Here is a 23,521-nt window from a genome sequence, read left to right as displayed (position 1 = left end):
CCAATGTATTCAATTTAGGAATTCGCATGACAAACCAACGTTACAATGCAGACCTGCCTGAACCCGCCGATCTGCACATCAGATCGAACAAATATCAACCGACCAAGGCTGAGTTGGAAGAAGAAATCGACATGCCTGAAATGTCATTGGATGAAATCAGGGCTGCATTCATGCGGCCAATGAGTATCAAGAAGCCTGATTAAAGAGAGCGCAGAGTGCTAAAATACCTTGCGCGGTTTTCGTTTTTATCGCGTCAATATGCGACAGTCCACTATAAAAATGTTACTTAAGTATATAATTCCCAAAAGAATATCGGCAAGTTGCCGGTCTCCGTCGGATGTGCCCCGCAGATGGGTCCAGATCTGCGTCATTGCCGGTGGTAGGTCCCAGTCACGGAACGGTGCTCCATTGCGCAGAGCGCCAGGCTTGCGCTTGAGGACGGGCACATAGTGCCAAGGGTTGAAGATCGTTTTTCCTCGGCCGAAGCACCGTTCGTGCTCTCCGACAATCTCACCGTCTTGGCGCAGGACAATCCGCGTGGCGTAGACCTGCAACTGGACCTGACGTCCAACAGCTCTTGCCTCAACGCTGTATTTGTTTCTTTCGAAGTTGATCAGGCAGGTTCGGCTCACGGCGACCGTCTTTTCACGGAACCCGACGAAGGGCTTCTGCAGATGCGTCAGCAGCGGCTTTTCCTGCTGGAACTCCTCCCAGACCGTCACCTCCAGGTTTTCCGGATGCCGCAGTTCTTTTGCGCGTTTGATCGCGTCTTTTTGCAGCCGGGCATTCAATTCATCGAAGTCGGCCACCTCCAGACGCGGTGTAAAACTATAGGCGCGGCTCTCCTTGACCAGATTCTCAACCTGACCCTTCTCCCAACCGGCCGCGCGCGTACAGGCGATCGGGTTCACCAGATGATGAGAACACATCCGGGAGAATGCCTTGTTGAACTTTCTTTCCTTGCCCGACAGGATCGCATCGACGGCGGTCGTCATGTTATCGTAGATCCCGTTGATGCAGCCTCCACCAAAGAATTTGAAGGCCTCGTCGTGGGCATCAAAGACCATCTCCTGCGTCTCGCGCGGATAGGCAATGGAGAATGGCATGCGGCTATGGCAAAGTTTGAAATGGGCAACCTTCACGGTCGTGAGTGCACCGTCCATCAAAACCGTCTCCACACTCCAGTCGAACTGGTACGCCTCCCCAGGATCAAAGATCAGCGGGATGAACGCCTGCGCCTGTTGTCGGCCGTGCGCAATGCGCCAATTCTTTGTGTAGCGTCGAACACTGTCATACCCGCCGCCAAAACCATCATCGGAGAGTTCCTTCCAGATTTTGGTCATCCGCTTGCGGTGTTTCTTCGGAAGCGCCTCGTTCTCCTCAAGCGTTTCATCCAGACGCGCGCGCCAAGGCCCGAGCACCGGGTATGGCTGCGATTTGCGCTCATATTTGAACTCCGTCACTCCCGATCGGATTATCTTTCGAACCGTTGCACGGCTCAAATTGAGCGAACGGCAAATTTCCTTGATGCTCTTTTTTTCGATCAGGTGTAAGCGACGCACTTTTCTAATAGTTTCCACGCAAATCATCCCGCTTGCCTCTCCATCGACTGCTCAATGAAAAGGATGTCTACAACCATAGGGAGGGGTCAAATTTGGACGCCGATTTCCCCGCTTAGGGGGTCAAAATTGCACGCTTTTCTACAGCGATCACCTGAACCTTAGCCATGAAGAGCTTGGCTATGGCCTTTTATTCATGGCTGCGGGCGCTGTCTGTTCCTTTCCGGTGACCGGACGATTGACCGACCGGTTTGGAGCCGTGTCGATCACGCGGATCATCGCGGTTCTGTACACCTTTTCGCTCGTTTTGCTGGCGCTGGCCGACAGCTTCACCATGCTCGCCGCGTTCCTATTTCTGTTCGGTGCCTTTCATGGCTCGATGGACGTGGCGATGAACGCATGGGCTGCCGAGGTAGAGCAGGCTTACGAAAAACCGCTCATGTCCTCGTTTCATGCGATGTGGAGCCTTGGTGCCGGCCTTGGGGCGGTCAGTGGATTTGTAGCTGTTCAGTGGGATGCGACTGTTCTGCAGCATTTCCTGGTTGCGGGGGGTGTTGTTGTCGCCTTGGCTTTGGCGATGTCCTGGGTGCAATGGACTTCGCGCCGCGCGGAACAGTCTCAAGGTGCCGTGTTTGCATTCCCGTCCGGGGTGTTGGTCCTCGTTGGTTTCACCGCGCTATGCGGTGCGTTGGGGGAAGGTGCGGTCGCAGATTGGAGCGCCCTTTTCCTGCGCGACGTTACTGGGGCCGCTGAGAGTGTCGCAGCCTTGGGTTATGCGGTTTTTTCGGTCGCGATGGTGGTGTGTCGTTTGGTTGGCGGCTTCCTCATCGCGCGCGTCGGCCCGGTCGCAGCAGCGAGGGGCGGCGGTGTCTTTGCTGCGATAGGGGTGTTCTGCGTGGTGTCCGCCGGTGCTGCGCCATTGGCGTTGGTCGGGTTCACGCTGATGGGGGTCGGTTATGCGGTGATCATGCCCTTGGCGTTCAGCCGCGCAGCGAACGACCCAAACACCCCACCGGGACAGGCCATCGCCAGTGTCGCGACGCTCGGATATGGGGGGCTGTTGATCGGACCGCCGCTGATCGGGTTTCTGGCCGAATTGTTGTCGCTTCGGATGGCGTTTGGTGTCTTGCTGCCGCTGGCGGTGCTGATTGTGGTCTGTGCCGGCGCGCTAAAGCGCGCCGACTGAGCTTTATCACCGGCCGCGAATGCGCGGATCCAGCGCGTCACGCAAGCCATCGCCCAGGTAGTTCACGCTGAGTACAGTCAGCGAGATCGCTAGGCCGGGCCAGAACACACGCTCGGGGTATTGCTGCAGGTAGTCGACACCATCAAACAGCAGGCGGCCCCAGGTTGGGAAATCCGGCGGGAAGCCGAGCCCGAGGAAGGACAGCGCGCTTTCGGTGATGATCGCCGTGGCAATCCCCAGCGTCGCGGACACCATGATCGGAGACAGCACGTTCGGCAGGATGTGCCGCGTGATGATCTGCCGGTTGCTGGTGCCTATGGAGCGTGCAGCCAGAACGAACTCACGCTCTTTGATAGCCAGCACGTCGCCGCGCACGATCCGCGCTGTGGGCATCCATGAGGTGATGCCGATGGCGCAGACGATCAGGATGAAAATCCCACGCTCCAGCCCGAATGCGGCGGATAGAGGCTCGCGGAACAGCAGCATCATGACCAGCAGCAGCGGTAACAGGGGGAGTGCGAGGAACAGGTCGGTCAGTCGCATCAACGGCCCGTCGAGGCGTTTGAAGAAGCCTGCGATCACACCAATGAAGGACCCCAGAAACAGCGCCAGCAACATAGCGGTGATGCCCACCGAGACCGAGGTCTGACCACCCGACATCATCCGCGCAAGAATATCCCGGCCCAGCTGATCGGTACCGAAAGGATGCGCCCAGCTGGGGCCCTGATTACGCGAACGGATGTCGATTTGGGTTGGGTCGATGCTCCAGAGGTAAGGCCCCAGATACACACCTGCGACGATGAAGATGAACAGGATCGCCCCTATCATCGCGCCTTTGTGCGTTTTGAACTGATCCCTCACATCGCGCCACTGGCTACGCGGCGGGGTGGCCAGGTCATCCATCACGCCAGCGGTCGGCAGCGCGGTTGAGGCAGGGGCCAGTCCTTCGTCGGGGACCAGCGTGTCTGATTTGTCAGTATCAGTCATAGCGAATCCTCGGGTCCAGAATGCCGTACAGAACGTCAGCGATCAGGTTGAACAGAACGATCAACACGGCAAAGATGAAGGTCAGCGTCTGCACCATCGGCAGGTCATTGGCTTGAATCGCGCCGATCAGCAACTGGCCGATACCGTTCACCTTGAAAACCTGCTCGGTGATGATTGCGCCGCCGAAGATGGCCGGAATACCCAGCGCAATAACAGTGACCACAGGGATCATCGAGTTGCGCAGGACATGGACCATCACAACCGTGTATTCGCTCAGTCCTTTTGCGCGGGCGGTACGAACGTAGTCTTGGTTGAGGTTGTCCAGCATCGAGGCGCGCATGAAGCGGCTCAGCTGTGCCGTAATTTGAAGCGCCAGAACCATCACCGGCATGATCATCTGCTTGAGCTGCACGACGAAGCTATCCCAGCTATTCACCACGTGAGTCGTGTCATAGATTGATGGGAACCAGCCCAGCTGGACCGAGAAGATCACGATCACCAGCACGCCCGAGAAGAAGGGCGGGACCGAGAAGCCGACCATCGAGACGAATGTGCCCATCTGGTCGAACCAGGAATACTGGCGGTATGCGGAATAGATGCCGATGGGCAGGGCGATCAGGATGGCGACCACGTAGGCGGTGCCGACAACCCACAGAGTCTGCGGGATACGCTGAACGACGATGTCCATAACGGGCGAGCGGGTCTGCCACGAAATCACACGCAGGTCACCTTCTGAGAAGGTGGTGCCGAACATATGGTCGATCAGAACCTGCGGCTCGATCCAGAAGAACTGCACGATCCATTTCCAGAACCGGATATGCATCGGCTGGCCAAGGCCAAGCGCCTCTCGCATCTTCTCTTTGACTTCGGGGGGAACGGTGAGGGGAACCTGTGCCATCGGGTCGCCTGGGGCAAGCTCGAGCAGCAGGAAAATGACGAGGCTGATGAACAGCAGCGTGGGTACGGCCAGCACCAGTCGTCTGATGGTAAAGTTGAGCATTCAAAGGCGCCTTTGTTGATGCGTCTTTTTGTTGGAGTGGTCTGCAAATGACCGCGCCCCGATAGAGATCGGGGCGCGATATTGCAAGATTAAAGCTTAGGAACCGGTCTTGCGGTACCAGTCCGCAATGTTCCACAGCTCGCTGTCCCAAACGTTTAGGACAACACCACCCAGGGTGTTTGCATGCGCCGACAGACGGCCACGGTGCACCAGCGGGATCATGCCGCCGTTTTGAACCATGATGTCGTTCAGCTGCTTGGCGATTTCCGCACGGGCTTCCAGACCTGCGGTTTCAGCCAGTTTGGCGTGCAAGGCGTCAAACTCTTCGTTGCAGAAGCGGCTGATGTTCTCACCCTGCCACTGCGATTCTGGCTTCGGTGCCTTGTCGCACAGACCGTTGCCCAGATAGGACTGCGGGTCGGTGCCGTTGAAGGTGTTGGCGTACATCTCAACGTCGGCATAGAACTTCTGGAAGGTGTCAGGCGAACCCGGGTCACCGCCGAAGAAGACCGATGCGTTGATATTGCGCAGTTCGGATTCGATGCCGATCTGGCTCCACCATTCCTTGATCAGCGCCTGGAAGTCCTGACGCACAGCGTTGGTCGAGGTCTGGTAGACGATTTTCAGAGGCACACCGTCTTTTTCACGAATGCCGTCGCCATCGGTATCAACGATGCCTGCGTCATCCAGCAGCTTCTTAGCGCCTTCGATATCCTGCGTGTCACAGCTCATCGAGGTCGAGCTAAACGCAGCCGGGGCCGGAACCCAGTTACAGGTCACCTTGCCAGCTTGGCCATAGCCGATTTCCACCAGCAGCGGGCGGTCGATGGCCATGGACATGGCTTTGTAAACGGCCGGATCCTGCAGGAATGGGTGCGGATGCGCGGCTGTCGAGCGCTCGCCTTCCGGCAGGTCGGGCGACGGGTTGGTCTGGTTCAGCATGATACGCTCGACCAGCGGGCCAAAGCCTGCAACCGGAGTACCTTTGCCACCTTCCTGCATCTGCGCGATGACCTCTGGGGCCAGCTGCAGGTTCCAGGCATAGTCAAACTCGCCGGTTTCCATAACCGCACGGCCAGCAGCAGTTGCGTCGCCGCCACCTTTGAAGGTCACGCTGGCAAATGCCGGCTTGGCCGGGTCACGGTAGTTGTCGTTGGCGGCAAATGTGATCACGTCGTTCGGCTTGAACTCGGTGACGACAAACGGGCCAGTGCCGATTGGGTTGAAGTTCTGATCTGTACATTCAGGGGCTTTTGCGCCCATGCAGTCAGCGAACTGAGCGGCCTGAATGATCGGGCTTTCACCACCCACAAACGGTCCGTAAGGGAAGGGGGTTGGTGCGTCGAACGTTACCTTAACGGTTAGGTCATCGACAGCTTCGACGTCGGTGACGCCCTCAAACTTGGTCACCTGTGCACAACCGCCTTCGGGGTCCATGCAGTAGTTTGCGGTAAACACCACGTCAGCCGAGGTGAACGGTGTACCATCCGACCATGTGAGGCCAGGCGCAATCTTCCAGGTGATGGTGGTCAGGTCTTCGCTGACGCCGCCATTTTCAACGGTCGGGATTTCAGCGGCCAGATAAGGCACCATGTTCCCGTCTTGGTCGTAGCGTGCAAGTGGTTCAATAACCAGCGAGGCTGCCTCAACATCTTTTGTGCCACCCGATAGAAACGGGTTCATAATTGACGGAGCCTGCCAATAAATGATGCTGACATTGCCGTCCGATCCGCGCTCGGCAAAAGCCGCTGGGGCCATCGCCGTGCTTGCAATCGCACCAAGCAAAAGGGTTTTGATCTTCATAAGTCACTCCCGAATTGGACACTTGCGTGTCTCGATTATCTCCGCAATGCCTGCGGATTTGGCGTTGCCGACTATTGGCTAAGGCATTGTTAGAAATAGCAATTGCATTTCGCGCAACGCGATTTCTGCCTTCGCTGGTTGTCGGTTACGCGGGTATCGAAACAGAACTTAGGAAAATTGCAAGCCTTGCCGTCACGAAATCGTGCATTGCGTTTGACTTTTCCTGGCTCGCCGCCTTAGCGTTCGGCATCCATAAAAACAAAACGACCCAAAAGGGAGCGCGCGCGTGCTGGATCAACCAATTGCCCAGATCAAAAAACTGAGGGTGGAGTTTCAGACGAAAGACGGCCCGGTCGTGGGCGTTGAGGACGTCTCGTTCGAGGTAAATCCGGGCGAAACGGTTTGTATTGTTGGCGAATCGGGCTCGGGCAAGTCGGTTTCATCGCTGTCTCTGATGCGTCTTGTCGAGTTCGGCGGAGGCGAAATCGCCGGAGGCGAGCTTCTGTTTGACCGCCGCGACGGGGCCGAGATGGACCTGGCCGATGCCGATCAGGATCTGATGAAACAGATTCGCGGCAATGAGATCGGAATGATCTTTCAGGAGCCGATGACCGCCCTGAACCCAGTTTTCACCGTTGGTCGGCAACTGACCGAAGGACTGCGCATTCACAAGGACATGTCCAAGGCGCAGGCTGAAGAGCGGGCTTTGGAGCTGCTGCGTCAGGTGCGAATCCCCGAACCCGAGCGCCGGTTGAAGCAGTACCCGCACGAGCTTTCAGGGGGCATGCGCCAGCGCGTGGTGATCGCAATGGCGATGGCGTGCGAGCCACGTCTGCTGATCGCGGACGAACCGACGACCGCATTGGACGTGACCATTCAGGCTGAGATTCTGGCCCTCATGGACCGTTTGAAACGCGAAACGGGCACTGCGGTTATGTTCATCACCCATGACATGGCCGTGGTGGCACAGATGGCCGACCGCGTTGTCGTCATGTTCCGTGGCAACAAGGTCGAAGAGGGCCCGGTCACCGAAATTTTCGAAAATCCGCAACATGACTACACTAAGGCCCTTCTGGCCGCGGTGCCGAAACTGGGTGAGATGCAGGGGAAGGCCGCGCCGGAACCGATGAAACTGTTGGGTGTCGAAGGGCAGAATATAGCTCCGATTCCCGGCACGGAAGAAACACTGCTGACGGTCAAGAACCTGACCACGCGTTTCCCTGTCAAAGGCGGCTTGCTGCGCCGGACGATCTCAAACGTTCACGCCGTCGAAGATGTCTCGTTCACGCTGAACAAAGGCCAGACGCTCAGCCTTGTGGGCGAGTCGGGTTGCGGCAAGTCCTCGGCCGGGCGCTCGATCCTGCGATTGGTCGAGCCGATGGCGGGTGAGGTCAATCTGGACGGCGTCGATATCATGAAGCTGGACCAATCCGGTCTGCGCAAGGCGCGGCTGGATATGCAGATGATCTTTCAGGACCCGTTTGCCTCGCTCAATCCGCAGATGCAGTTGATCGACCAAGTGGCCGAACCGATGCGCAACTACGGCGTGGCCTCGGGGTCGGAGCTGCAAGATCGCGTTGCGCAGCTGTTCGACAAGGTGCAACTGCCGCGCAGCTTCATGCGCCGTTTCCCACATGAGATGTCCGGCGGTCAGCGTCAGCGTATAGCCATCGCCCGCGCCTTGGCGTTGAACCCGAAACTGATCATCGCGGATGAGGCGGTCTCGGCGCTGGACGTGTCGGTGCAGGCGCAGGTTTTGAACCTGATGATGGAGCTGCAATCCGAGCTAAGCCTGTCTTACCTGTTCATCAGTCACGACATGGCCGTTGTCGAGCGGGTCAGCCACCATGTGGGCGTGATGTATCTGGGCCGGATTGTTGAACTTGGACCGCGCGCGCGGGTGTTCGAGAATCCGCAGCACCCTTATACACAGGCGCTGATGAAGGCGGTTCCAATCGCGGATCCGAACAAGCGGAAATCGGAAAAAGACTTGAATTTCAAGCCGATCCCGTCGCCCATTCATCCAATCGGATACGCGCCAGAACCGTCGAAGTACAAAGAGGTTGAGCCGGGCCATTTCATCCTGACTACGGATAGCGGGTACTAACAAATATGCCACAGCGTCTGACGCCGCTTGAGATCATGACCAAGTTGATCTCATTCCCGACCGTAAGCCGTGACACAAACCTGCCGCTGGTGGACTGGGTCGAAGGTTACCTGAACGAACAAGGTATCGAAGCCCATCGCTGGCCGGACCCGGATCAGCCGCACAAGGCGGCGATCTTTGCCCATGTCGGCCCGTGGGAAGAGGGGGGCGTTGTCCTCTCGGGTCACACCGATGTCGTTCCGGTTGACGGGCAGCCCTGGGATACGGATCCTTTCACTGTCACTGAGAAGGACGGCAAGTATTACGGACGCGGCACCTGCGACATGAAGGGCTTTGACGCACTGGCGATCTGGGCGCTGGTCGAGGCGCGCGATGCAGGCCTAAAGCGCCCCTTGCAACTGGCGCTGAGCTTCGATGAAGAGGTCGGGTGCACGGGCGCTCCGCCGATGATCGAGGCGATGAGCAAAGTGCTGCCCAAAGGCTCGGCCGTGATCGTGGGCGAGCCTTCGACAATGCAGGCTGTCACCGGCCACAAGGGTGGTTTTGGCTATGACACGCATATGGTAGGGTTCGAGGTTCATAGCTCGATCATGCACACAGGCGTGAATGCCATCATGGAGGCCGCGCCGCTGATCAATTGGGCGAACGAACAGAACGCCCGCAATCAGGCGGCCAAGCCCAGCGAAACGGCAGCGGTGTTCGATCCGCCCTGGACCACGGTCCATGTAGGCATGATCGAAGGCGGCACCGCGCATAATATCACAGCCAAGGATTGCCACTTCATGCTGGATTTCCGCACGGTGCCGGATGAAGGCAAAGCCGCGTGGCGCGATGCCTATTTCGAACAGGTGCGCGCGGTTGAGGCGCGGATGCAAGCCGTTCACCCCGAAGCGCGGATCGAAATCTCCGAGAATTTCTCGATCCCTGGTCTGGTCCCCGAACAGGACGGCGAGGCCGAAGCTCTGGTACGCGCCCTGACCGGTGACAACGCAAGTCATGTGGTCAGCTATGGCACCGAGGCCGGGCAGTTTCAAGAAGCAGGTTATTCAGCGGTCATTTGCGGCCCGGGCGACATCGCGCAGGCGCATCAACCGAACGAGTTCATCTCAGTCGCGCAGTTCGAAGCGGGCCATGCGTTCATGCAGCGATTGGTCGATAAACTGTCCACCTGAACCCAAGGAGGTCCAAAATGCCGGTGAAAAACAGACTTGCTGAAATGCAGGCAGAGATCACCAAATGGCGCCGACATCTGCATGCGCATCCCGAACTGATGTATGACGTTTACGAGACCGCCGGTTTTGTTGTTGAACGGTTGAAGGCCTTCGGTGTCGATGAAATCACCGAAGGTGTCGGCAAGACAGGTGTTGTGGCTGTAATCAAGGGCCGCTCGGATACCAAGGGTCGGGTGATCGGATTGCGGGCAGATATGGACGCCCTGCCGATCGAAGAGGCGACGGGTCTGGACTATGCCTCGACCGTGCCGGGCAAGATGCATGCCTGTGGGCATGACGGGCATACCTCGATGCTGCTGGGCGCTGCGCAGTACTTGGCCGAGACGCGGAATTTCGATGGCACCGCCGTGCTGATCTTTCAACCGGCCGAGGAGGGCGGCGCCGGAGGTCTCGCTATGTGTCAGGACGGGTTGATGGAGCGCTGGGGCATTCAGGAAGTTTACGGCATGCACAACATGCCCGGCCTGCCGGTTGGTGAATTTGCGATCCGGCCCGGAGCCCTGCTGGCCTCGTCGGACGAGTTCGAAATTACCGTCACCGGCAAGGGTGGCCACGCGGCAGCCCCGCATGAGGCGGTGGATACAACGCTTGTCGCCTCGCATATTGTTGTGTCTTTGCAATCCGTTGTGGCCCGCACCGTCGATCCGATCAAACGGGTTGTTCTGACGGTGGGTACGTTCGAGACGGACAGCGTGGCCTCAAACGTGATTGCGCATACAGTCCGTCTGAAAGGCACGGTACGAACGCTTGACCCCGAGTACCGCGCGATCGCGGAACAGCGTGTTCGCCGAATTGCAGAAGATACAGCCTCGGCCTTTGACGCGTCCGCGAAGGTAGAATGGACGCCGGGCTATCCGGTGACGGTAAACTCCGAGGCCGAGACTAGCTATGCCGCCGAGGCCGCCGCAGCCGTGGCCGGAAAGGTAAACGATGGCACCGACCCGATCATGCCGTCGGAAGATTTCGCTTACATGCTTGAAGAACGGCCCGGAGCCTACATCTTTCTAGGGAACGGAGACACTGCAATGTGTCACCACCCAGAATACAATTTCGATGATGACGCCATACCCGTCGGCTGCAGCTGGTTCGCTGAAATGGTCGAACGCCGGATGCCGGCTGAATGATTTAGGAGAGACAAGATATGCCAGTCAAAAACCGCTTTGCGGAATTGCAGGACGAGATCACAACGTGGCGACGCGACCTGCACGAAAACCCCGAAATCCTGTTTGAAACCCACCGCACCAGCGCTTTGGTGGCCGAAAAGTTGACAGAGTTCGGCTGCGATGAGGTTGTCACCGGTATTGGCCGCACCGGCGTTGTCGGTGTGATCAAGGGCAAGTCGGACAGCAAAGGCAAGGTGATCGGTTTGCGCGCGGATATGGACGCTCTGCCGATCCTTGAGGCGACGGGGCTGGACTATGCTTCGAAAATACCGGGCGCAATGCATGCGTGCGGGCATGACGGTCATACCGCGATGTTGTTGGGCGCGGCAAAGTACCTGTCGGAAACTCGCAATTTCGATGGCACTGTCGTAGTGATCTTCCAGCCCGCCGAAGAAGGAGGCGGCGGTGGTCGCGAGATGTGTGAAGACGGCATGATGGACCGCTGGAACATTCAGGAGGTCTACGGGATGCACAACTGGCCGGGTAAACCGGTCGGCAGCTTCTCGATCCGTCCAGGGTCGTTCTTTGCGGCCACGGACCAGTTCGACATCACGTTTGAAGGGCGCGGCGGCCATGCGGCGAAACCGCAGGAGACGGTCGATACCACTGTGATGACGGCGCAGGCGGTGCTGGCGCTGCAAACGATAGCGTCCCGCAATGCGGACCCGGTTGATCAAGTGGTTGTGTCTGTGACGTCGTTCGAGACCTCGTCGAAGGCCTTCAACGTGATCCCGCAATCGGTTCAGATCAAAGGCACTGTGCGCACCATGAGCAAGGAGATGCGTGATCTGGCCGAGAAGCGGATCAACGAGATCTGCAACGGCGTGGCGGCGACCTTTGGTGGCAAGGCAGACGTGACCTATATCCGGGGCTATCCGGTTATGGTGAACAGCGACGAGCAGACCGAGTTTGCGGCTGATGTCGCGCGGTCGGTATCTGGTGCTTGCGAAGAGGCCCCTCTGGTCATGGGCGGCGAGGATTTTGCCTTTATGCTGGAAGAACGTCCGGGCGCTTATATCCTCGTGGGCAATGGCGACACGGCCATGGTTCATCACCCCGAGTACAATTTCAACGATGAGGCCATTCCTGCCGGGTGCAGCTGGTGGGCCGAGATTGTCGAACAGCGGATGCCCGCGGCGTGATGGAGAGGGTGGGGGCTCTGCCCCCACACCCCCGGGATATTTTCAGCCAGATGAAGAAGGATCCTTCGACTCAAGGTTGAGTGTGGTGCAGAGCGTTTCGATCACGTTTTGCAGAGCATCTTTTTGGGTTGAGACGCAGGTGCGGGCGGCCGCGCGGGCTTGGGTCAGGGCCGCCTCGTTGGACAGCCAATTGTTGACGGCTTTCTCCAGATCTTTTGCGGTTTCGACCTGAACGGCCCCGCCGGTTTCGATCAAGGGTGCGAAGGTTTCGGCGAAGTTGAAGTAGCCTGGACCGGTTATAACGGCAGCCCCGGCTTGGGCGGGTTCGAATGGGTTGTGGCCGCCGATCTCTTTCAAGGACCCGCCGAGAAAGACAATCGGGCAAAGCGCGTACCATGTGCCGGTTTCGCCTAGGGTATCGGCCACGTAGACCTGAGTCTCATCGGTGATCGGGTCGCTTTTGGTTCGGAAGGCCGATGTGAGTTTGGCTTTGGTCAGGAGGGTCGCGACCTCCTCGCGCCGTTCCGGGTGGCGAGGTATCAGCAGTAACAGCAAGTCCGGGCGCTGCTTTAGCAAAGCGTTATGGGCGGCCAGAACTGTTTCCTCCTCGCCTGCATGGGTCGAGCTGGCGATCCAGACGGGTCGATCGCCGATCTGGCCTTGGACATCTGCCAGCGTGGTGTGATCCACCGGCAGAGGGTCGGACATTGCCTTGAGGTTGGTGCCGGGTTGGACGCGCTGTGGGTCCGCTCCGATGGCGATCAGTTTCTTGGCCGTTTTGTCGTTCTGCGTCAGAAATAGCGCGAAGCGGTCCAGAATGAAGCGCGCAGTTTCTGGGCGTTTTTGCCACCCCGCCACGGATTTGTCGGACAAGCGTGCGTTCAGAAGGCATAGAGGTGTGCCGCGTTCTGCTGTCTCGACGATCAGGCGGGGCCAGATCTCGCTTTCGACGAAAATTGCGGCATCTGGGGCCCAATGGTCCAGAAACCGTCGCACAGGCCCGGCGCTGTCTAAGGGCGGAAACTGATGTCGGGTGCGAGGGGGCAGTCGCTTGGCAATCAGCGCGGCTGAGGTGGGCGTGCCGGAGGTGATCAGGAACTCGGCTTGTGGCAGGCGCTCGCCAAGCCGGTGGATTAGGCTGAGCACCGAGAGGCTTTCGCCGACGCTGGCGGCGTGAAACCAGATCAATTGTCCCGCGGGGCGGTCGAGGCTGGTATAGCCCAACCGCTCCTGCTGGCGCTGGTTCGAGACTTCGGCCGCCTGAAGCTTTTTGCGCACGGTCCGCCAGGCCAAAGGCTGCACGAGTGAGGTGACGCCGCAGTACAGCTTGTACAGCAGCGTCGGACGAACGTCAGAGCCGGGCATGTCAGCCGCCTGTGTGGCTCATGTGGCGGCTCATCTGGCCATCGACGGCCTGACGGGAATAGTCGAAGTCATGGCCTTTGGGCTTGAGGTTGATCGCGGCGCGGATCGCCTCTTCCAAGGGTTTTTCCGTGTCCGGGTGATCGCGCAACGGCGCGCGCAGGTCGGCCATGTCCTCCTGACCCAGGCACATGTAAAGCTCACCGGTGCAGGTAAGGCGCACGCGGTTGCAGCTTTCGCAGAAATTATGGGAAAGCGGGGTGATAAAGCCGATCTTCTGGCCAGTTTCCTCAAGCCGGACATAACGCGCAGGCCCTCCGGAGCGTTCGGCAAGATCGGTCACGCTGTAGTGGTTTTCGTATTCCTTGCGCACATCTTTCAGCGACCAGTACTGGTCCAACCGGTCCTCATTGCCGATATCGCCCATCGGCATGACCTCGATCCAGGTCAGGTCCATGTCGCGCTCGGCGCACCATTCGGTGATCTGGGGCAATTCGGGTTCGTTGAAGCCTTTGAGGGCCACTGCGTTAATCTTGACCCGCAGGCCCGCCTTTTGCGCGGCATCAATCCCGTTCAGAACCTGTTTCAGACGTCCCCATCGCGTAACGGCTGCGAATTTATCCTCATCCAGCGTGTCCAGCGAGATATTCACCCGTCGCACACCCGCCGCGTAGAGGTCATAGGCAAATCGCGAAAGCTGCGAGCCATTGGTTGTCAGCGTCAGTTCTTTCAGCGCGCCGCTTTCCAGATGACGGGTCATGGAGTTGAAGAACGTCATGATATTGCGACGCACGAGCGGCTCACCACCGGTGATGCGCAGTTTCTCAACGCCCATATTCACGAAGGTGGAACACATGCGGTCCAGCTCTTCCAGCGTCAGCAGCTCTTTCTTGGGCAGAAAGGTCATGTTCTCGGACATGCAATAGACACAGCGAAAGTCGCAGCGGTCGGTTACCGAGACGCGCAGATAGGTGATGGCACGGGCGAAAGGATCAATCAGCGGAGCAGTCATGCGGTATAGGTAAAGCTGGAACAGGCCCACGACAAGAGTGAACTGTGCTTTGGTCTGGTACAGCTGCCTGAGGGGTAGTAGGTTCGGAGTATGAGAGAACTGCTTGTGATATCCTGCGTTTTACTGGTCGGGTGCGATACCGTGCGTTCGACAACGGATCGTTTGTTGGGGCGCGATGAAGCGGCGGCAGAGGCAACGCCTGCTGCGGTGGAGACCGCACCTGCCGAGGCGGAAAGCTCAGCCTATATCCAGCCTGCAACTGCGACAGCGAACTGGACCGGCGCTAAGACCACTATTGCCGGGTTGGGCGATCCGTCGACTCCGGGCCGCTGGATGCAGACGCCCTTGGTCGATTCCGAGGTGACCGCGCGGGTGGTTGTGCCGAAAACTGGGGCGCAGGCTTACATCACACTGGTTCCGGCCTCGGGGCCCGAGACAGGCGGCAGCCGTTTGTCGCTGGATGCCATGCGGGCGTTGCTGGTGCCGTTCGATCAGTTGGTCGAGGTCGAGGTCTACGCGAACTAACTCTTCAGGTATTTTCCGGCCTCGCGCCGGGCAAAGGGTTTCATCGCGTCGCCATGGGCGCCCAGAAAAGCCACGACCCGGTCGGAATCATGTTTTGAGAGTTCCCGCAGCCACCACGCGATGGATTTCTGGATGAACCAGTTCCGATCGGGCACATAGCCTGCGGCCCAACCGAGGATGCGATCTCGGCGCGCCAGATCTTCGGGCTTGGGGTGGTTCTGTTTGGTCCAAGGCAGGGTCGAAACCAGAGCAGCGCGGCGGGTCCACATGTGGTCTGATCCCGTCCATGTTTCGACCTGATTCAGCCGCGCGGGATCGGAACTCAGGCGTTTCTGGATGGCGGTACAGGCGTGATCGGCGATGGCCCATGCGTCGAAATCGGGCACCCAGCTTTGCAACAAGGTCCAGACATCCTCATCCGGGCGAATCCGCGCCTGGGTCAGTAGTTTGGAGGCCGCAACGCGCGCCTCATGGATGTTGGTCTGCCAGAGCGCATCTGCGAGGGTGATGCGCTCAGCAACCGACAGTTCCCTGCGCCAGGCTTTGGTCAGATCGTTGAGAATAGGGACGGCGACGCCAAGATAAGGACGCTCGGCCTTGTGATAGGCTGCGACCTGTTCCGCGCGCTCGGCATCGGCATGCGCCTTGATCTGATCCAGATAGGGGGCAAGCATGGTCTAAACCGGAACGCCGGTGGGTTTGCCGTCAATCGTCTGCTGGTTCTTCTCGACCCAATAAGCGCGGATATCATCGTCCGATTTGCCGTCGACCCATCTTTGCATCGTGTCGCGATCCGACTGGAACTCCATGAACGGAACAGCATAGCCGCAGGAGGTCTGCACCAGATCAATGCTGAGGTCATAGATCTGCCGCGCGCTGCGGTGGTTGGGGAAGTGACCTGCCAGTTCGTTCCAACCGTCATCCCCCGCATGCAGGGTCTTCGCGGTGCCATAGGTGCGCAGGATCAGCGGGCGCGTGGTGAAGGAGCACCACATCAGAGTCATCCGGTTGACCTCAAGCAGATGCCCGGCGGTTTCATTCCCGCTGCCGGTCAGGTTCATCCAAGCAATCCGGTTTGGCCCCAGAATACGCAGTGAATCCATGCCCTTGGGTGAGATATTGACCCGCCCCTCAACCCCGGCGCTACCCACGAAAAACATGTGCTGGTCGTTGATGAATTTCTGATGCGCTTCGTCCAGATGGGGGAATTGCTTGGCCATGTCTTACTCCACAGTCACAGATTTCGCGAGGTTGCGCGGCTGATCCACATCCGTCCCCTTGGCGACAGCCGTGTGATAGGCCAGCAACTGCGCGGGAACCGAATAGAGGATCGGGGTCAGGTTCGTGTGAACATGGGGCATGCGGATTGTGCTCCAGACATCATCGCCAGCCTCAACGATGCCGTCATCGTCCGACACGAGTATCACTTTGCCCTTGCGGGCCATGACCTCTTGCATGTTCGAGACGGTCTTGTCGAAAACGGCGTCGCGCGGGGCCATGACCACCACGGGCATGTGTTTGTCGATCAGCGCGATGGGGCCGTGTTTCAACTCGCCCGACGCGTAGCCTTCGGCGTGAATATAGCTGATTTCCTTGAGTTTCAGCGCGCCTTCCATCGCAAGCGGATACATCAGGCCACGGCCGAGGAACAGCACGTCGCGGGCTTCGGACAGGCGCTGGGCGGATTTGCGGATGGCGCGGTTCTGATCCAAAGCCGCGTTCAGGACCGAAGGCAAGCCGCGTAGGGCAGCGGCGTGATCGGCCAATTCTTCATCGCTCAGGGTGCCCCGATCAGCGGCGGCCTTGAGCGCAAGCATCAGCAACACGCTCAGCTGGCAGGTAAAGGCCTTGGTCGAGGCAACGCCGATCTCAACCCCTGCGTGGATGGGCAGGGCGATATCGCTTTCCCGCGCGATCGAGCTTTCGGGAACATTGACGACAGAAACAATCTTGTCGGCCTTACCCTCGCAATAGCGCAACGCGGCCAGCGTATCGGCGGTTTCGCCCGACTGGCTGACGAACAAGGCCAGCGTGCGGTCGGTGATCGGAGGTTCGCGATAGCGGAATTCGCTGGCGATATCGACCTCGACCGGCATTTTCGCCAGTTGCTCGAACCAATATTTCGCTGTCAGGCAGGCATAGAAGGCCGTGCCGCAGGCGACCATGCTCAGGCGGTCCAGCTTGGTGAAATCCAGATCGGTCTCAGGCAGAACTACGCGGTCTCCACCGGTGGGCAGGTACGAGCGGATCGCCTCGGCCACGACAACCGGTTGCTCGGCGATTTCCTTGGCCATAAAGTGCTTGTGTTCTCCTTTGTCGGCGCGGGCCGTATCCAGCTTGATCTTGCGCATCTCGCGATTGGCCAGTTCCCCGGCCTCGGTGCGTATTTCCAGCGAGGTGCGGGTTAGAACGGCGCGGTCGCCTTCCTCAAGATAGGTGATCTTGTTGGTCAGCGGAGCCAAGGCAATTGCGTCCGAGCCCACATACATCTCACCCTCTCCATGGCCGATTGCCAAAGGAGAGCCCTTGCGTGCGGCCACGATCAGGTCGTCCTGACCGTCGAACAGGAAGGCCAGCGCAAATGCACCTTCCAGCTGGTCGATGGTCTTGAAGGCCGCTTCGACTGGGGACAGGCCGGTATTCAGGTAATACGCGGCCATCAGGGCCACGGTTTCGGTGTCCGTCTCGGTCACGAAATCCACACCATGTTCGGCCAGTTCGGCGCGCAGCTCGCGGTAATTCTCGACAATGCCGTTATGGACGACTGCGACAGGCCCCGCTTTGTGCGGATGCGCGTTGGTGACAGAGGGCGCTCCGTGCGTCGCCCAGCGGGTGTGTCCGATCCCGGATTTGCCAGGCAGGGGATCGTGGACCAGAAGGTCGCTCAGATTCACCAGCTTGCCCACGGCCCGTCGGCGCCCCAAAGCGCCATCGTTGACAGTCGCAATCCCGGCGCTGTCATAGCCGCGATATTCCAGCCGTTTCAGGGCTTCGACCAAAATGGGGGCGGCCTCATGCTGTCCCAATACACCTACAATTCCACACATATACTCAGGCCTCTTTATCGCGGCGAGCCTTCTTCGCCTTCAACATATCAAACAATTTGCGTGCATAGCCGGGCTTGTTTTCCTGTTTGGCGCGCGCGACGGCCAGTGCCTCGGATTCCACGTTTTTCGTCACGACTGTACCGGTTGCCGTCATTGCGCCATCGCCTACGCTAACGGGGGCTACGAGCATGGTGTTGGAGCCAATAAAGACACCCTCACCAATCGTGGTCTTGTGCTTCATCACGCCGTCATAATTACAGGTGATCGTGCCTGCCCCGATATTCGAACCCGCCCCGACCGAGGCATCCCCGATATAGCTGAGGTGATTGACCTTCGCGCCCTCGGCGATCTCGGCATTCTTGATCTCGACGAAATTGCCGATGCGCGCGTTTTCTGCCAGTTCCGCGCCGGGGCGCAAGCGGGCATATGGGCCGATGATGGCCCCTCGGCTGACATGGCAGCCTTCCAGATGCGAAAACGCCCGGATCGTTGCGCCGCTTTCGACGGTCACGCCGGGACCGAAGACCACATTTGGTTCGATCACCGTATCGCGCCCGATCACTGTATCGGCGGCAAGATAGACGGTTTCCGGGGCCATCAGCGTGACGCCCAAATCTAACAGTTCGGCCCGTGCTTGGGTCTGAAACACCGCATCCGCCGCGGCCAGATCTGCGCGAGAATTCACGCCCAACGTCTGCGCCTCATCGCAGGCGACCGCGGTCACGCTCAGATCGCGGGAGCGGGCGATTTCGACCACATCCGTCAGGTAGTATTCACTAGAGGCGTTGTCATTGCCGACCGCGTCAATCAGGGACATCAGGGTGGCCGCGTTGCAGGCCAACAGGCCGGAATTGCAGAAGGTGATCGCGCGTTCTTCGTCCGAGGCGTCTTTGAACTCGACGATCCGCTCCAACGTGTCGCCATTCATCACCAGGCGGCCATAGCGCGCTGGGTCGGCGGCTTCAAAGCCTAGAATCACCAGATCATTCTGCGCGCGCGCTTCGATCATCCGCTCGAGTGTGTCCGGCTGCAGAAACGGCGTGTCGCCGTAAAGGACCACGACATCGCCATCAAACCCCTCCAGCGCATCACGGGACCGCGCGACGGCATGGGCGGTTCCCAGTTGCTCCTCTTGCACGGCAATCTGCGCGGTCTCGTCCTCGGCCTGTGCGACCTTGGCGACGGCCTCGGCCCCGTGGCCTGTAACGATCACGGTGCGCTCAGGCGACAGCACCGAACCGGCGCGCATAGCGTGAACCAGCATCGGAATCTGAGCGATCGGGTGCAGGACTTTGGGGATGTCCGAATTCATCCTGGTGCCTTTCCCGGCGGCAAGGATGACAAGGGCAGTGGTCATGAAATCGTTTTCTCTTTGTGTTTTGTTGCCGTCCGTTTTATCCGCTGAGGGCAAAGGCGCAAGCCGTTCGGCCATCAAACTAGATTGCCGATTGCAACAGGACATGGCGGAAACCTGCCGAGCAAGGAGGCGCAATGCGCACGGTCATCTTCGATCTGGACGGCACTTTGGCGGATACATCGGGCGATTTGCTGGCCGCTGCAAACCATTGTTTTCGCGAGATGGGGCATGGGGATGTTCTGGTTCACGGGCAGGATGCGGGTATCGCCGTACGTGGCGGGCGGATGATGTTGACGCACGGATTGAAGCGCGTCGGGGCCTATGATGCAGGCACGATTGACGCGTATTACCCGGTTTTGCTTGAAGCCTATGCGCAGGACATCGACACCCACACGCAGTTCTATCCCGGTGCTTTGGAGGCGGTCGAGGCCCTGAAAACCGCAGGTTATGGCGTTGGGATATGCACCAACAAGCCTGAACGTCTGGCGCATCAATTGCTCAGCCAAATGGGGGTTCTGGATCACTTCGCCTCCTTGGTCGGCGCGGACACTCTAGCGGTGCGCAAACCTGACCCCGAGCCTCTGCGCGAGGCCGCGCGGCGTGCGGGTGGGCATCCGGATCTGTGCGTTCTGATCGGGGATTCCGATACCGACCGCAATACCGCGAAAGCGGCCGGGGTGCCTTCGGTTCTGGTTACTTTCGGGCCCTCTGGCGACGATATGGCCGCTTTGGAGCCCGAGGCGCTGCTGCATCATTTCGACGATCTGCCCGATCTTGTGGCTGAGTTAATCGGTGCGGCGGCTTGATCCCTTGACCCGGACCGGATGGAGCCCCAGAACTAGCCTATGACAGAGACATTCACCGGCAGCTTCACCCAACAAGAACCCATCCCGGACGAGGCGGTCGAGGCCGCTCTGGCCGTTCTGCGGCACGGGCGTCTTCATCGCTACAACGTCGTGCCTGGCGAATTGGGCGAGGCCGCGCTGCTGGAGCAGGAATTCGCGGCCCAGATGGGGGCGAAATATTGCCTTGCCGTTTCGTCGGGTGGCTACGCTTTGGCGACTGCCTTGCGGGCCGTGGGTGTGCAGCCAGGCGATCCGGTGCTGACAAACGCGTTTACTCTGGCCCCTGTACCGGGAGCGATTGCCTCAGTCGGGGCCAAACCGGTTTTTGTTGGCGTGACCGAAAACCTGACCATTGATCTGGAGGATCTGGAGGCCAAGTTGGATCAGGCGCGGGTTCTGATGCTCAGCCATATGCGTGGCCATCTGTGCGACATGGATCGGTTGATGCAGCTCTGCGATGCGGCAGGCGTTGTTGTGATCGAGGATTGCGCCCATACGATGGGGGCCGCATGGTGCGGGCGCCTCTCGGGTCGGCAAGGAGCCATTGGGTGTTATTCGTGCCAGACCTATAAGCATGTAAACTCGGGCGAGGGTGGTCTGCTGGTTACCGATGATGAGGAACTTGCGGCCAAAGCCACGATGCTGTCGGGGTCCTACATGCTCTACGAGCGGCATCTGGCTGCACCGGGGCCAGAGGTGTTCGAGCGGATTAAATACACCACGCCGAACGTTTCAGGCCGTATGGATAATTTGCGCGCTGCGATTTTGCGCCCTCAGCTACGGGATCTGGATCGTCAGGTTGGCCGCTGGAACGAACGGTATCAGGCCATTGAAGGCGGTCTGCGGGGAACGCCTGGCCTGACGATGGTCGAGCGTCCCGAGGCAGAGACTTATGTGGGGTCGTCGATCCAGTTCCTGTTGCTCGATTGGCTGCCTGAAAGGATCGCCGAGGTGATCAGCCGCTGCGCGGGCCGTGGAGTGGAGTTGAAATGGTTTGGCGGTGCCGAGCCCACCGGGTTTACCTCACGCTATGACAGTTGGCGCTATGCCGAGAGTGAGCGGATGCCTGCCTCGGACCGGGTTTTGGCGGGCATCATGGATATGCGCGTGCCTCTGACCTTTTCGCTGGAAGACTGCCAGCTGATCGCCCGTATCATCCGGGCCGAAGTCGGAGCCGTCTACCAATCGTGATCCAATTGAGTGCGCCTGCAGCGCACACTTGATTTTTGGAAAACGCCGCCCCGGTTCGGGCGGCGTTTTGCGTGTTGGGACCGGCGTGCCCGGAATGATTGACCCGCCGCAGATTCGCTGGTATCCAGTTATTGAACACTTGTTCATTAATGCTGAGAGGAGAGCGTCAATGTTCATGGCGAGTATGCAATTCGATCTGGGCGAGGACGTGAATGCGCTGCGCGAGATGGTGCATCGTTGGGCGCAGGAGCGGGTCAAGCCGATGGCCGCCGAGGTCGATGCATCGAACGCTTTCCCCAATGAGCTTTGGACCGAGATGGGTGCGCTTGGCCTTTTGGGCGTGACCGTGCCAGAGGAATATGGCGGCGCAGGCATGTCCTATCTTGCGCACACAATCGCGATTGAAGAGATCGCACGGGCCTCGGCCTCGGTTTCGCTGTCCTATGGCGCGCATTCGAACCTCTGCGTGAACCAGATCAAGCTAAACGGCACGGAAGAGCAAAAGCAGAAATACCTGCCCCGCCTGATCTCGGGCGAGCATGTGGGCGCGTTGGCGATGTCTGAACCCTCGGCAGGATCGGATGTGGTTTCGATGAAGTTGCGCGCCGAGAAGCGCAATGATCACTACCGCCTGAACGGGAACAAGTATTGGATCACCAACGGGCCGGACGCGGATACTCTGGTCGTTTATGCCAAGACCGACCCGGATGCGGGATCGAAAGGAATCACCGCGTTTCTGATCGAGAAAGAGATGACGGGATTCTCGACCTCGCCCCATTTCGACAAGCTTGGGATGCGTGGGTCCAACACCGCAGAACTGATCTTTGAAGACGTAGAAGTACCGTTTGAGAATGTTCTGGGCGAAGAGGGCAAGGGTGTTGCCGTTCTGATGTCCGGGCTCGACTATGAACGTGTTGTGCTGGCCGGGATCGGAACCGGCATCATGGCCGCATGTCTGGATGAAATCATGCCCTATCTGGCCGAGCGCAAGCAGTTCGGCAAACCCATCGGCATGTTCCAACTGATGCAGGGTAAGATCGCGGATATGTACACCGCGATGAACTCGGCCCGTGCTTACGTGTATGAGGTCGCCAAGGCCTGCGACCGGGGGGATGTGACTCGCCAGGACGCTGCGGCGTGCTGTCTCTATGCCTCTGAAGCGGCGATGACGCAGGCGCATCAGGCCGTACAGGCGATGGGAGGGGCGGGGTTCTTATCAGACGCTCCGGTCAGTCGGATCTTCCGGGATGCCAAGCTGATGGAGATCGGGGCCGGGACCAGCGAAATCCGCCGCATGCTGATCGGTCGTGAATTGATGGGCGAAATGCTGGGATAAGAAATCGCCCCGCAGCCGAGGGAACTGCGGGGCGTTTCGATCAAAGGATCAGAAGCGATGGACGTAGGATACGCCGACCAGCCAAGGATCGATTTCCGCGGTACCGATATCGGCACCGTTCAGTTTGACGTCCGAGTCGATATCGAACCAACGCACGTTCAAACGGACAGCGCCTTGTTCAGTGATCTGATAGTCCAAACCAGCCTGAAGCGACAAACCGAACGAGTTGTCCAGTTCCAGGTCGCCCAGCGGAGAGCTTTCTTCAAAGAAGATAGTGTAGTTGAGGCCTGCGCCGACATAGGGCTTCCAAGCGCTGTTGGTCGGGAAGTGGTAGTTCAGCGACAAGGTGGGGGGCAGGTGCTTGGTGCTGCCAGCGTCGGTGCTGCCACCCAAGGTGATATCGTGTTCGAACGGCGTGGAGGCCAGCAATTCGATACCCAGGTTGTCTCGGATGAAGTATTCGACGGTAAAGATCGGACGGGTGTCGTCGTCGACCTCGGCGTCAAAACCGGCCAGCGTTCCGTTGTCAGATTTAGGGTCCAGGTAGCCGACACCGAAACCAACGGTCCAGTCACCTTGCGATTGGGCGAGTGCGGGGCCAGCCAGCGCGACCAGCGCGGTGGAGAGGGTCAAAGCGGCGAGTTTATTAGTCATTGTTCTGCCTTTG

General features: G+C 59.0%; 20 protein-coding genes and 1 pseudogene. 10 read left to right on the top strand and 11 right to left on the bottom strand.

Annotation, left to right across the window (positions count from 1 at the left end):
* Positions 1–26 precede the first annotated feature (26 nt).
* Positions 27–203 carry a hypothetical protein gene (locus ACOERD_RS05550; RefSeq protein ID WP_419737675.1) on the top strand — a complete coding sequence of 59 codons (177 nt, stop codon included), beginning with the start codon at positions 27–29 and terminating at the stop codon, positions 201–203.
* A 42-nt stretch (positions 204–245) separates the two neighbouring features.
* Here ACOERD_RS05550 and istA read toward each other — a convergent pair whose 3' ends face one another.
* A complete protein-coding gene (istA, locus tag ACOERD_RS05545) occupies positions 246–1,589 on the bottom strand; it encodes an IS21 family transposase (RefSeq protein WP_419738313.1) in 1,344 nt (447 codons plus the stop codon).
* A gap of 121 nt (positions 1,590–1,710) precedes the next feature.
* Between istA and ACOERD_RS05540 the strand changes: the two are divergent.
* Positions 1,711–2,745 (top strand): annotated as a pseudogene (locus ACOERD_RS05540) (MFS transporter); the annotation flags it as partial.
* Between the two features lie 6 nt (positions 2,746–2,751).
* On the opposite strand, the gene ACOERD_RS05535 reads toward ACOERD_RS05540, so the two are convergent.
* The 3 genes from ACOERD_RS05535 to ACOERD_RS05525 all read right to left on the bottom strand — a co-directional run bounded on the left by ACOERD_RS05535 (position 2,752) and on the right by ACOERD_RS05525 (position 6,535).
* Positions 2,752–3,732, bottom strand: a complete 981-nt coding sequence (locus tag ACOERD_RS05535) for an ABC transporter permease (protein ID WP_419738312.1) — start codon at positions 3,730–3,732, stop codon at positions 2,752–2,754.
* Positions 3,725–4,732, bottom strand: coding sequence for an ABC transporter permease (locus ACOERD_RS05530; protein WP_170375080.1), 1,008 nt, complete (start codon positions 4,730–4,732; stop codon positions 3,725–3,727). Before ACOERD_RS05530 ends, ACOERD_RS05535 begins: the two co-directional genes overlap by 8 nt.
* A 96-nt stretch (positions 4,733–4,828) precedes the next feature.
* Complete coding sequence (locus ACOERD_RS05525) at positions 4,829–6,535, bottom strand: peptide ABC transporter substrate-binding protein (RefSeq protein WP_170375081.1); 1,707 nt, start codon at positions 6,533–6,535, stop codon at positions 4,829–4,831.
* A 286-nt stretch (positions 6,536–6,821) separates the two neighbouring features.
* Between ACOERD_RS05525 and ACOERD_RS05520 the strand changes: the two genes are divergently transcribed.
* Genes ACOERD_RS05520 through ACOERD_RS05505 form a run of 4 tightly spaced genes read left to right on the top strand, consistent with a single transcriptional unit; the run spans position 6,822 to position 12,179 of the window.
* On the top strand, positions 6,822–8,642 hold the full coding sequence (locus ACOERD_RS05520) for a dipeptide ABC transporter ATP-binding protein (RefSeq protein ID WP_419738311.1): 1,821 nt from the start codon (positions 6,822–6,824) through the stop codon (positions 8,640–8,642).
* Positions 8,643–8,647: 5 nt separating this feature from the next.
* Positions 8,648–9,814 carry an acetylornithine deacetylase gene (gene argE / locus ACOERD_RS05515; protein ID WP_419738310.1) on the top strand — a complete coding sequence of 389 codons (1,167 nt, stop codon included), beginning with the start codon at positions 8,648–8,650 and terminating at the stop codon, positions 9,812–9,814.
* Between the two features lie 17 nt (positions 9,815–9,831).
* Entirely contained in the window at positions 9,832–10,998 is a 1,167-nt protein-coding gene (locus ACOERD_RS05510) for a M20 aminoacylase family protein (protein WP_419738309.1), read from the top strand.
* A 17-nt stretch (positions 10,999–11,015) separates the two neighbouring features.
* Positions 11,016–12,179, top strand: coding sequence for a M20 aminoacylase family protein (locus ACOERD_RS05505; protein WP_419738308.1), 1,164 nt, complete (start codon positions 11,016–11,018; stop codon positions 12,177–12,179).
* 42 nt (positions 12,180–12,221) lie between these two features.
* Here the strand turns inward: ACOERD_RS05505 and ACOERD_RS05500 are convergent, their stop codons facing one another.
* Positions 12,222–13,544, bottom strand: a complete 1,323-nt coding sequence (locus ACOERD_RS05500) for a 3-deoxy-D-manno-octulosonic acid transferase (protein ID WP_419738307.1) — start codon at positions 13,542–13,544, stop codon at positions 12,222–12,224.
* 1 nt (position 13,545) lies between these two features.
* Positions 13,546–14,553 (bottom strand): GTP 3',8-cyclase MoaA, encoded by a 1,008-nt coding sequence (gene moaA, locus ACOERD_RS05495; RefSeq protein WP_419738306.1) that lies wholly within the window; start codon positions 14,551–14,553, stop codon positions 13,546–13,548.
* Between the two features lie 90 nt (positions 14,554–14,643).
* Here moaA and ACOERD_RS05490 point away from each other — a divergent pair, with 90 nt between their 5' ends.
* Complete coding sequence (locus ACOERD_RS05490; protein WP_170554291.1) at positions 14,644–15,078, top strand: hypothetical protein; 435 nt, start codon at positions 14,644–14,646, stop codon at positions 15,076–15,078.
* Here ACOERD_RS05490 and ACOERD_RS05485 read toward each other — a convergent pair.
* Genes ACOERD_RS05485 through glmU form a run of 4 tightly spaced genes read right to left on the bottom strand, consistent with a single transcriptional unit; the run spans position 15,075 to position 19,482 of the window.
* Positions 15,075–15,752, bottom strand: coding sequence for a DNA alkylation repair protein (locus ACOERD_RS05485; RefSeq protein ID WP_419738305.1), 678 nt, complete (start codon positions 15,750–15,752; stop codon positions 15,075–15,077). The two genes, ACOERD_RS05490 and ACOERD_RS05485, sit on opposite strands and share 4 nt — an antisense overlap.
* A 3-nt stretch (positions 15,753–15,755) precedes the next feature.
* Positions 15,756–16,298 carry a pyridoxamine 5'-phosphate oxidase family protein gene (locus tag ACOERD_RS05480; RefSeq protein ID WP_419738304.1) on the bottom strand — a complete coding sequence of 181 codons (543 nt, stop codon included), beginning with the start codon at positions 16,296–16,298 and terminating at the stop codon, positions 15,756–15,758.
* A 3-nt stretch (positions 16,299–16,301) separates the two neighbouring features.
* Complete coding sequence (glmS, locus tag ACOERD_RS05475) at positions 16,302–18,125, bottom strand: glutamine--fructose-6-phosphate transaminase (isomerizing) (RefSeq protein ID WP_419738303.1); 1,824 nt, start codon at positions 18,123–18,125, stop codon at positions 16,302–16,304.
* 4 nt (positions 18,126–18,129) lie between these two features.
* On the bottom strand, positions 18,130–19,482 hold the full coding sequence (glmU, locus tag ACOERD_RS05470; protein WP_419738302.1) for a bifunctional UDP-N-acetylglucosamine diphosphorylase/glucosamine-1-phosphate N-acetyltransferase GlmU: 1,353 nt from the start codon (positions 19,480–19,482) through the stop codon (positions 18,130–18,132).
* Between the two features lie 134 nt (positions 19,483–19,616).
* On the opposite strand from glmU, the gene ACOERD_RS05465 reads away from it, so the two are divergent.
* The 3 genes from ACOERD_RS05465 to ACOERD_RS05455 all read left to right on the top strand — a co-directional run bounded on the left by ACOERD_RS05465 (position 19,617) and on the right by ACOERD_RS05455 (position 22,854).
* A complete protein-coding gene (locus ACOERD_RS05465) occupies positions 19,617–20,288 on the top strand; it encodes an HAD-IA family hydrolase (protein WP_170493683.1) in 672 nt (223 codons plus the stop codon).
* Positions 20,289–20,327: 39 nt separating this feature from the next.
* Positions 20,328–21,518 carry a DegT/DnrJ/EryC1/StrS family aminotransferase gene (locus ACOERD_RS05460; RefSeq protein ID WP_419738301.1) on the top strand — a complete coding sequence of 397 codons (1,191 nt, stop codon included), beginning with the start codon at positions 20,328–20,330 and terminating at the stop codon, positions 21,516–21,518.
* A 169-nt stretch (positions 21,519–21,687) separates the two neighbouring features.
* Entirely contained in the window at positions 21,688–22,854 is a 1,167-nt protein-coding gene (locus ACOERD_RS05455; RefSeq protein WP_170375107.1) for an isovaleryl-CoA dehydrogenase, read from the top strand.
* Between the two features lie 48 nt (positions 22,855–22,902).
* Here ACOERD_RS05455 and ACOERD_RS05450 read toward each other — a convergent pair whose 3' ends face one another.
* Positions 22,903–23,508 (bottom strand): OmpW family outer membrane protein, encoded by a 606-nt coding sequence (locus ACOERD_RS05450; protein WP_170375109.1) that lies wholly within the window; start codon positions 23,506–23,508, stop codon positions 22,903–22,905.
* Positions 23,509–23,521: the final 13 nt, after the last annotated feature.

The sequence above is a fragment of the Ruegeria sp. genome, assembly GCF_965199275.1.
Taxonomy (GTDB): domain Bacteria; phylum Pseudomonadota; class Alphaproteobacteria; order Rhodobacterales; family Rhodobacteraceae; genus Ruegeria.
The sequence above is the reverse complement of the archived record's forward strand: the minus strand, read 5'-3'. Positions and strand labels throughout refer to the sequence as shown.

Bases quoted from the DNA above. Each gene is read 5' to 3' on its own strand.
- ACOERD_RS05450 (WP_170375109.1), bottom strand. From the start codon at position 23,508: ATGACTAATAAACTCGCCGCTTTGACCCTCTCCACCGCGCTGGTCGCG.
- glmS (WP_419738303.1), bottom strand. From the start codon at position 18,125: ATGTGTGGAATTGTAGGTGTATTGGGACAGCATGAGGCCGCCCCCATT.
- argE (WP_419738310.1), top strand. From the start codon at position 8,648: ATGCCACAGCGTCTGACGCCGCTTGAGATCATGACCAAGTTGATCTCA.
- istA (WP_419738313.1), bottom strand. From the start codon at position 1,589: ATGATTTGCGTGGAAACTATTAGAAAAGTGCGTCGCTTACACCTGATC.
- ACOERD_RS05510 (WP_419738309.1), top strand. From the start codon at position 9,832: ATGCCGGTGAAAAACAGACTTGCTGAAATGCAGGCAGAGATCACCAAA.
- ACOERD_RS05550 (WP_419737675.1), top strand. From the start codon at position 27: ATGACAAACCAACGTTACAATGCAGACCTGCCTGAACCCGCCGATCTG.
- ACOERD_RS05490 (WP_170554291.1), top strand. From the start codon at position 14,644: ATGAGAGAACTGCTTGTGATATCCTGCGTTTTACTGGTCGGGTGCGAT.
- ACOERD_RS05535 (WP_419738312.1), bottom strand. From the start codon at position 3,732: ATGACTGATACTGACAAATCAGACACGCTGGTCCCCGACGAAGGACTG.
- ACOERD_RS05460 (WP_419738301.1), top strand. From the start codon at position 20,328: ATGACAGAGACATTCACCGGCAGCTTCACCCAACAAGAACCCATCCCG.
- ACOERD_RS05485 (WP_419738305.1), bottom strand. From the start codon at position 15,752: ATGCTTGCCCCCTATCTGGATCAGATCAAGGCGCATGCCGATGCCGAG.
- moaA (WP_419738306.1), bottom strand. From the start codon at position 14,553: ATGACTGCTCCGCTGATTGATCCTTTCGCCCGTGCCATCACCTATCTG.
- glmU (WP_419738302.1), bottom strand. From the start codon at position 19,482: ATGACCACTGCCCTTGTCATCCTTGCCGCCGGGAAAGGCACCAGGATG.
- ACOERD_RS05480 (WP_419738304.1), bottom strand. From the start codon at position 16,298: ATGGCCAAGCAATTCCCCCATCTGGACGAAGCGCATCAGAAATTCATC.
- ACOERD_RS05465 (WP_170493683.1), top strand. From the start codon at position 19,617: ATGCGCACGGTCATCTTCGATCTGGACGGCACTTTGGCGGATACATCG.
- ACOERD_RS05525 (WP_170375081.1), bottom strand. From the start codon at position 6,535: ATGAAGATCAAAACCCTTTTGCTTGGTGCGATTGCAAGCACGGCGATG.
- ACOERD_RS05500 (WP_419738307.1), bottom strand. From the start codon at position 13,544: ATGCCCGGCTCTGACGTTCGTCCGACGCTGCTGTACAAGCTGTACTGC.
- ACOERD_RS05455 (WP_170375107.1), top strand. From the start codon at position 21,688: ATGTTCATGGCGAGTATGCAATTCGATCTGGGCGAGGACGTGAATGCG.
- ACOERD_RS05530 (WP_170375080.1), bottom strand. From the start codon at position 4,732: ATGCTCAACTTTACCATCAGACGACTGGTGCTGGCCGTACCCACGCTG.
- ACOERD_RS05505 (WP_419738308.1), top strand. From the start codon at position 11,016: ATGCCAGTCAAAAACCGCTTTGCGGAATTGCAGGACGAGATCACAACG.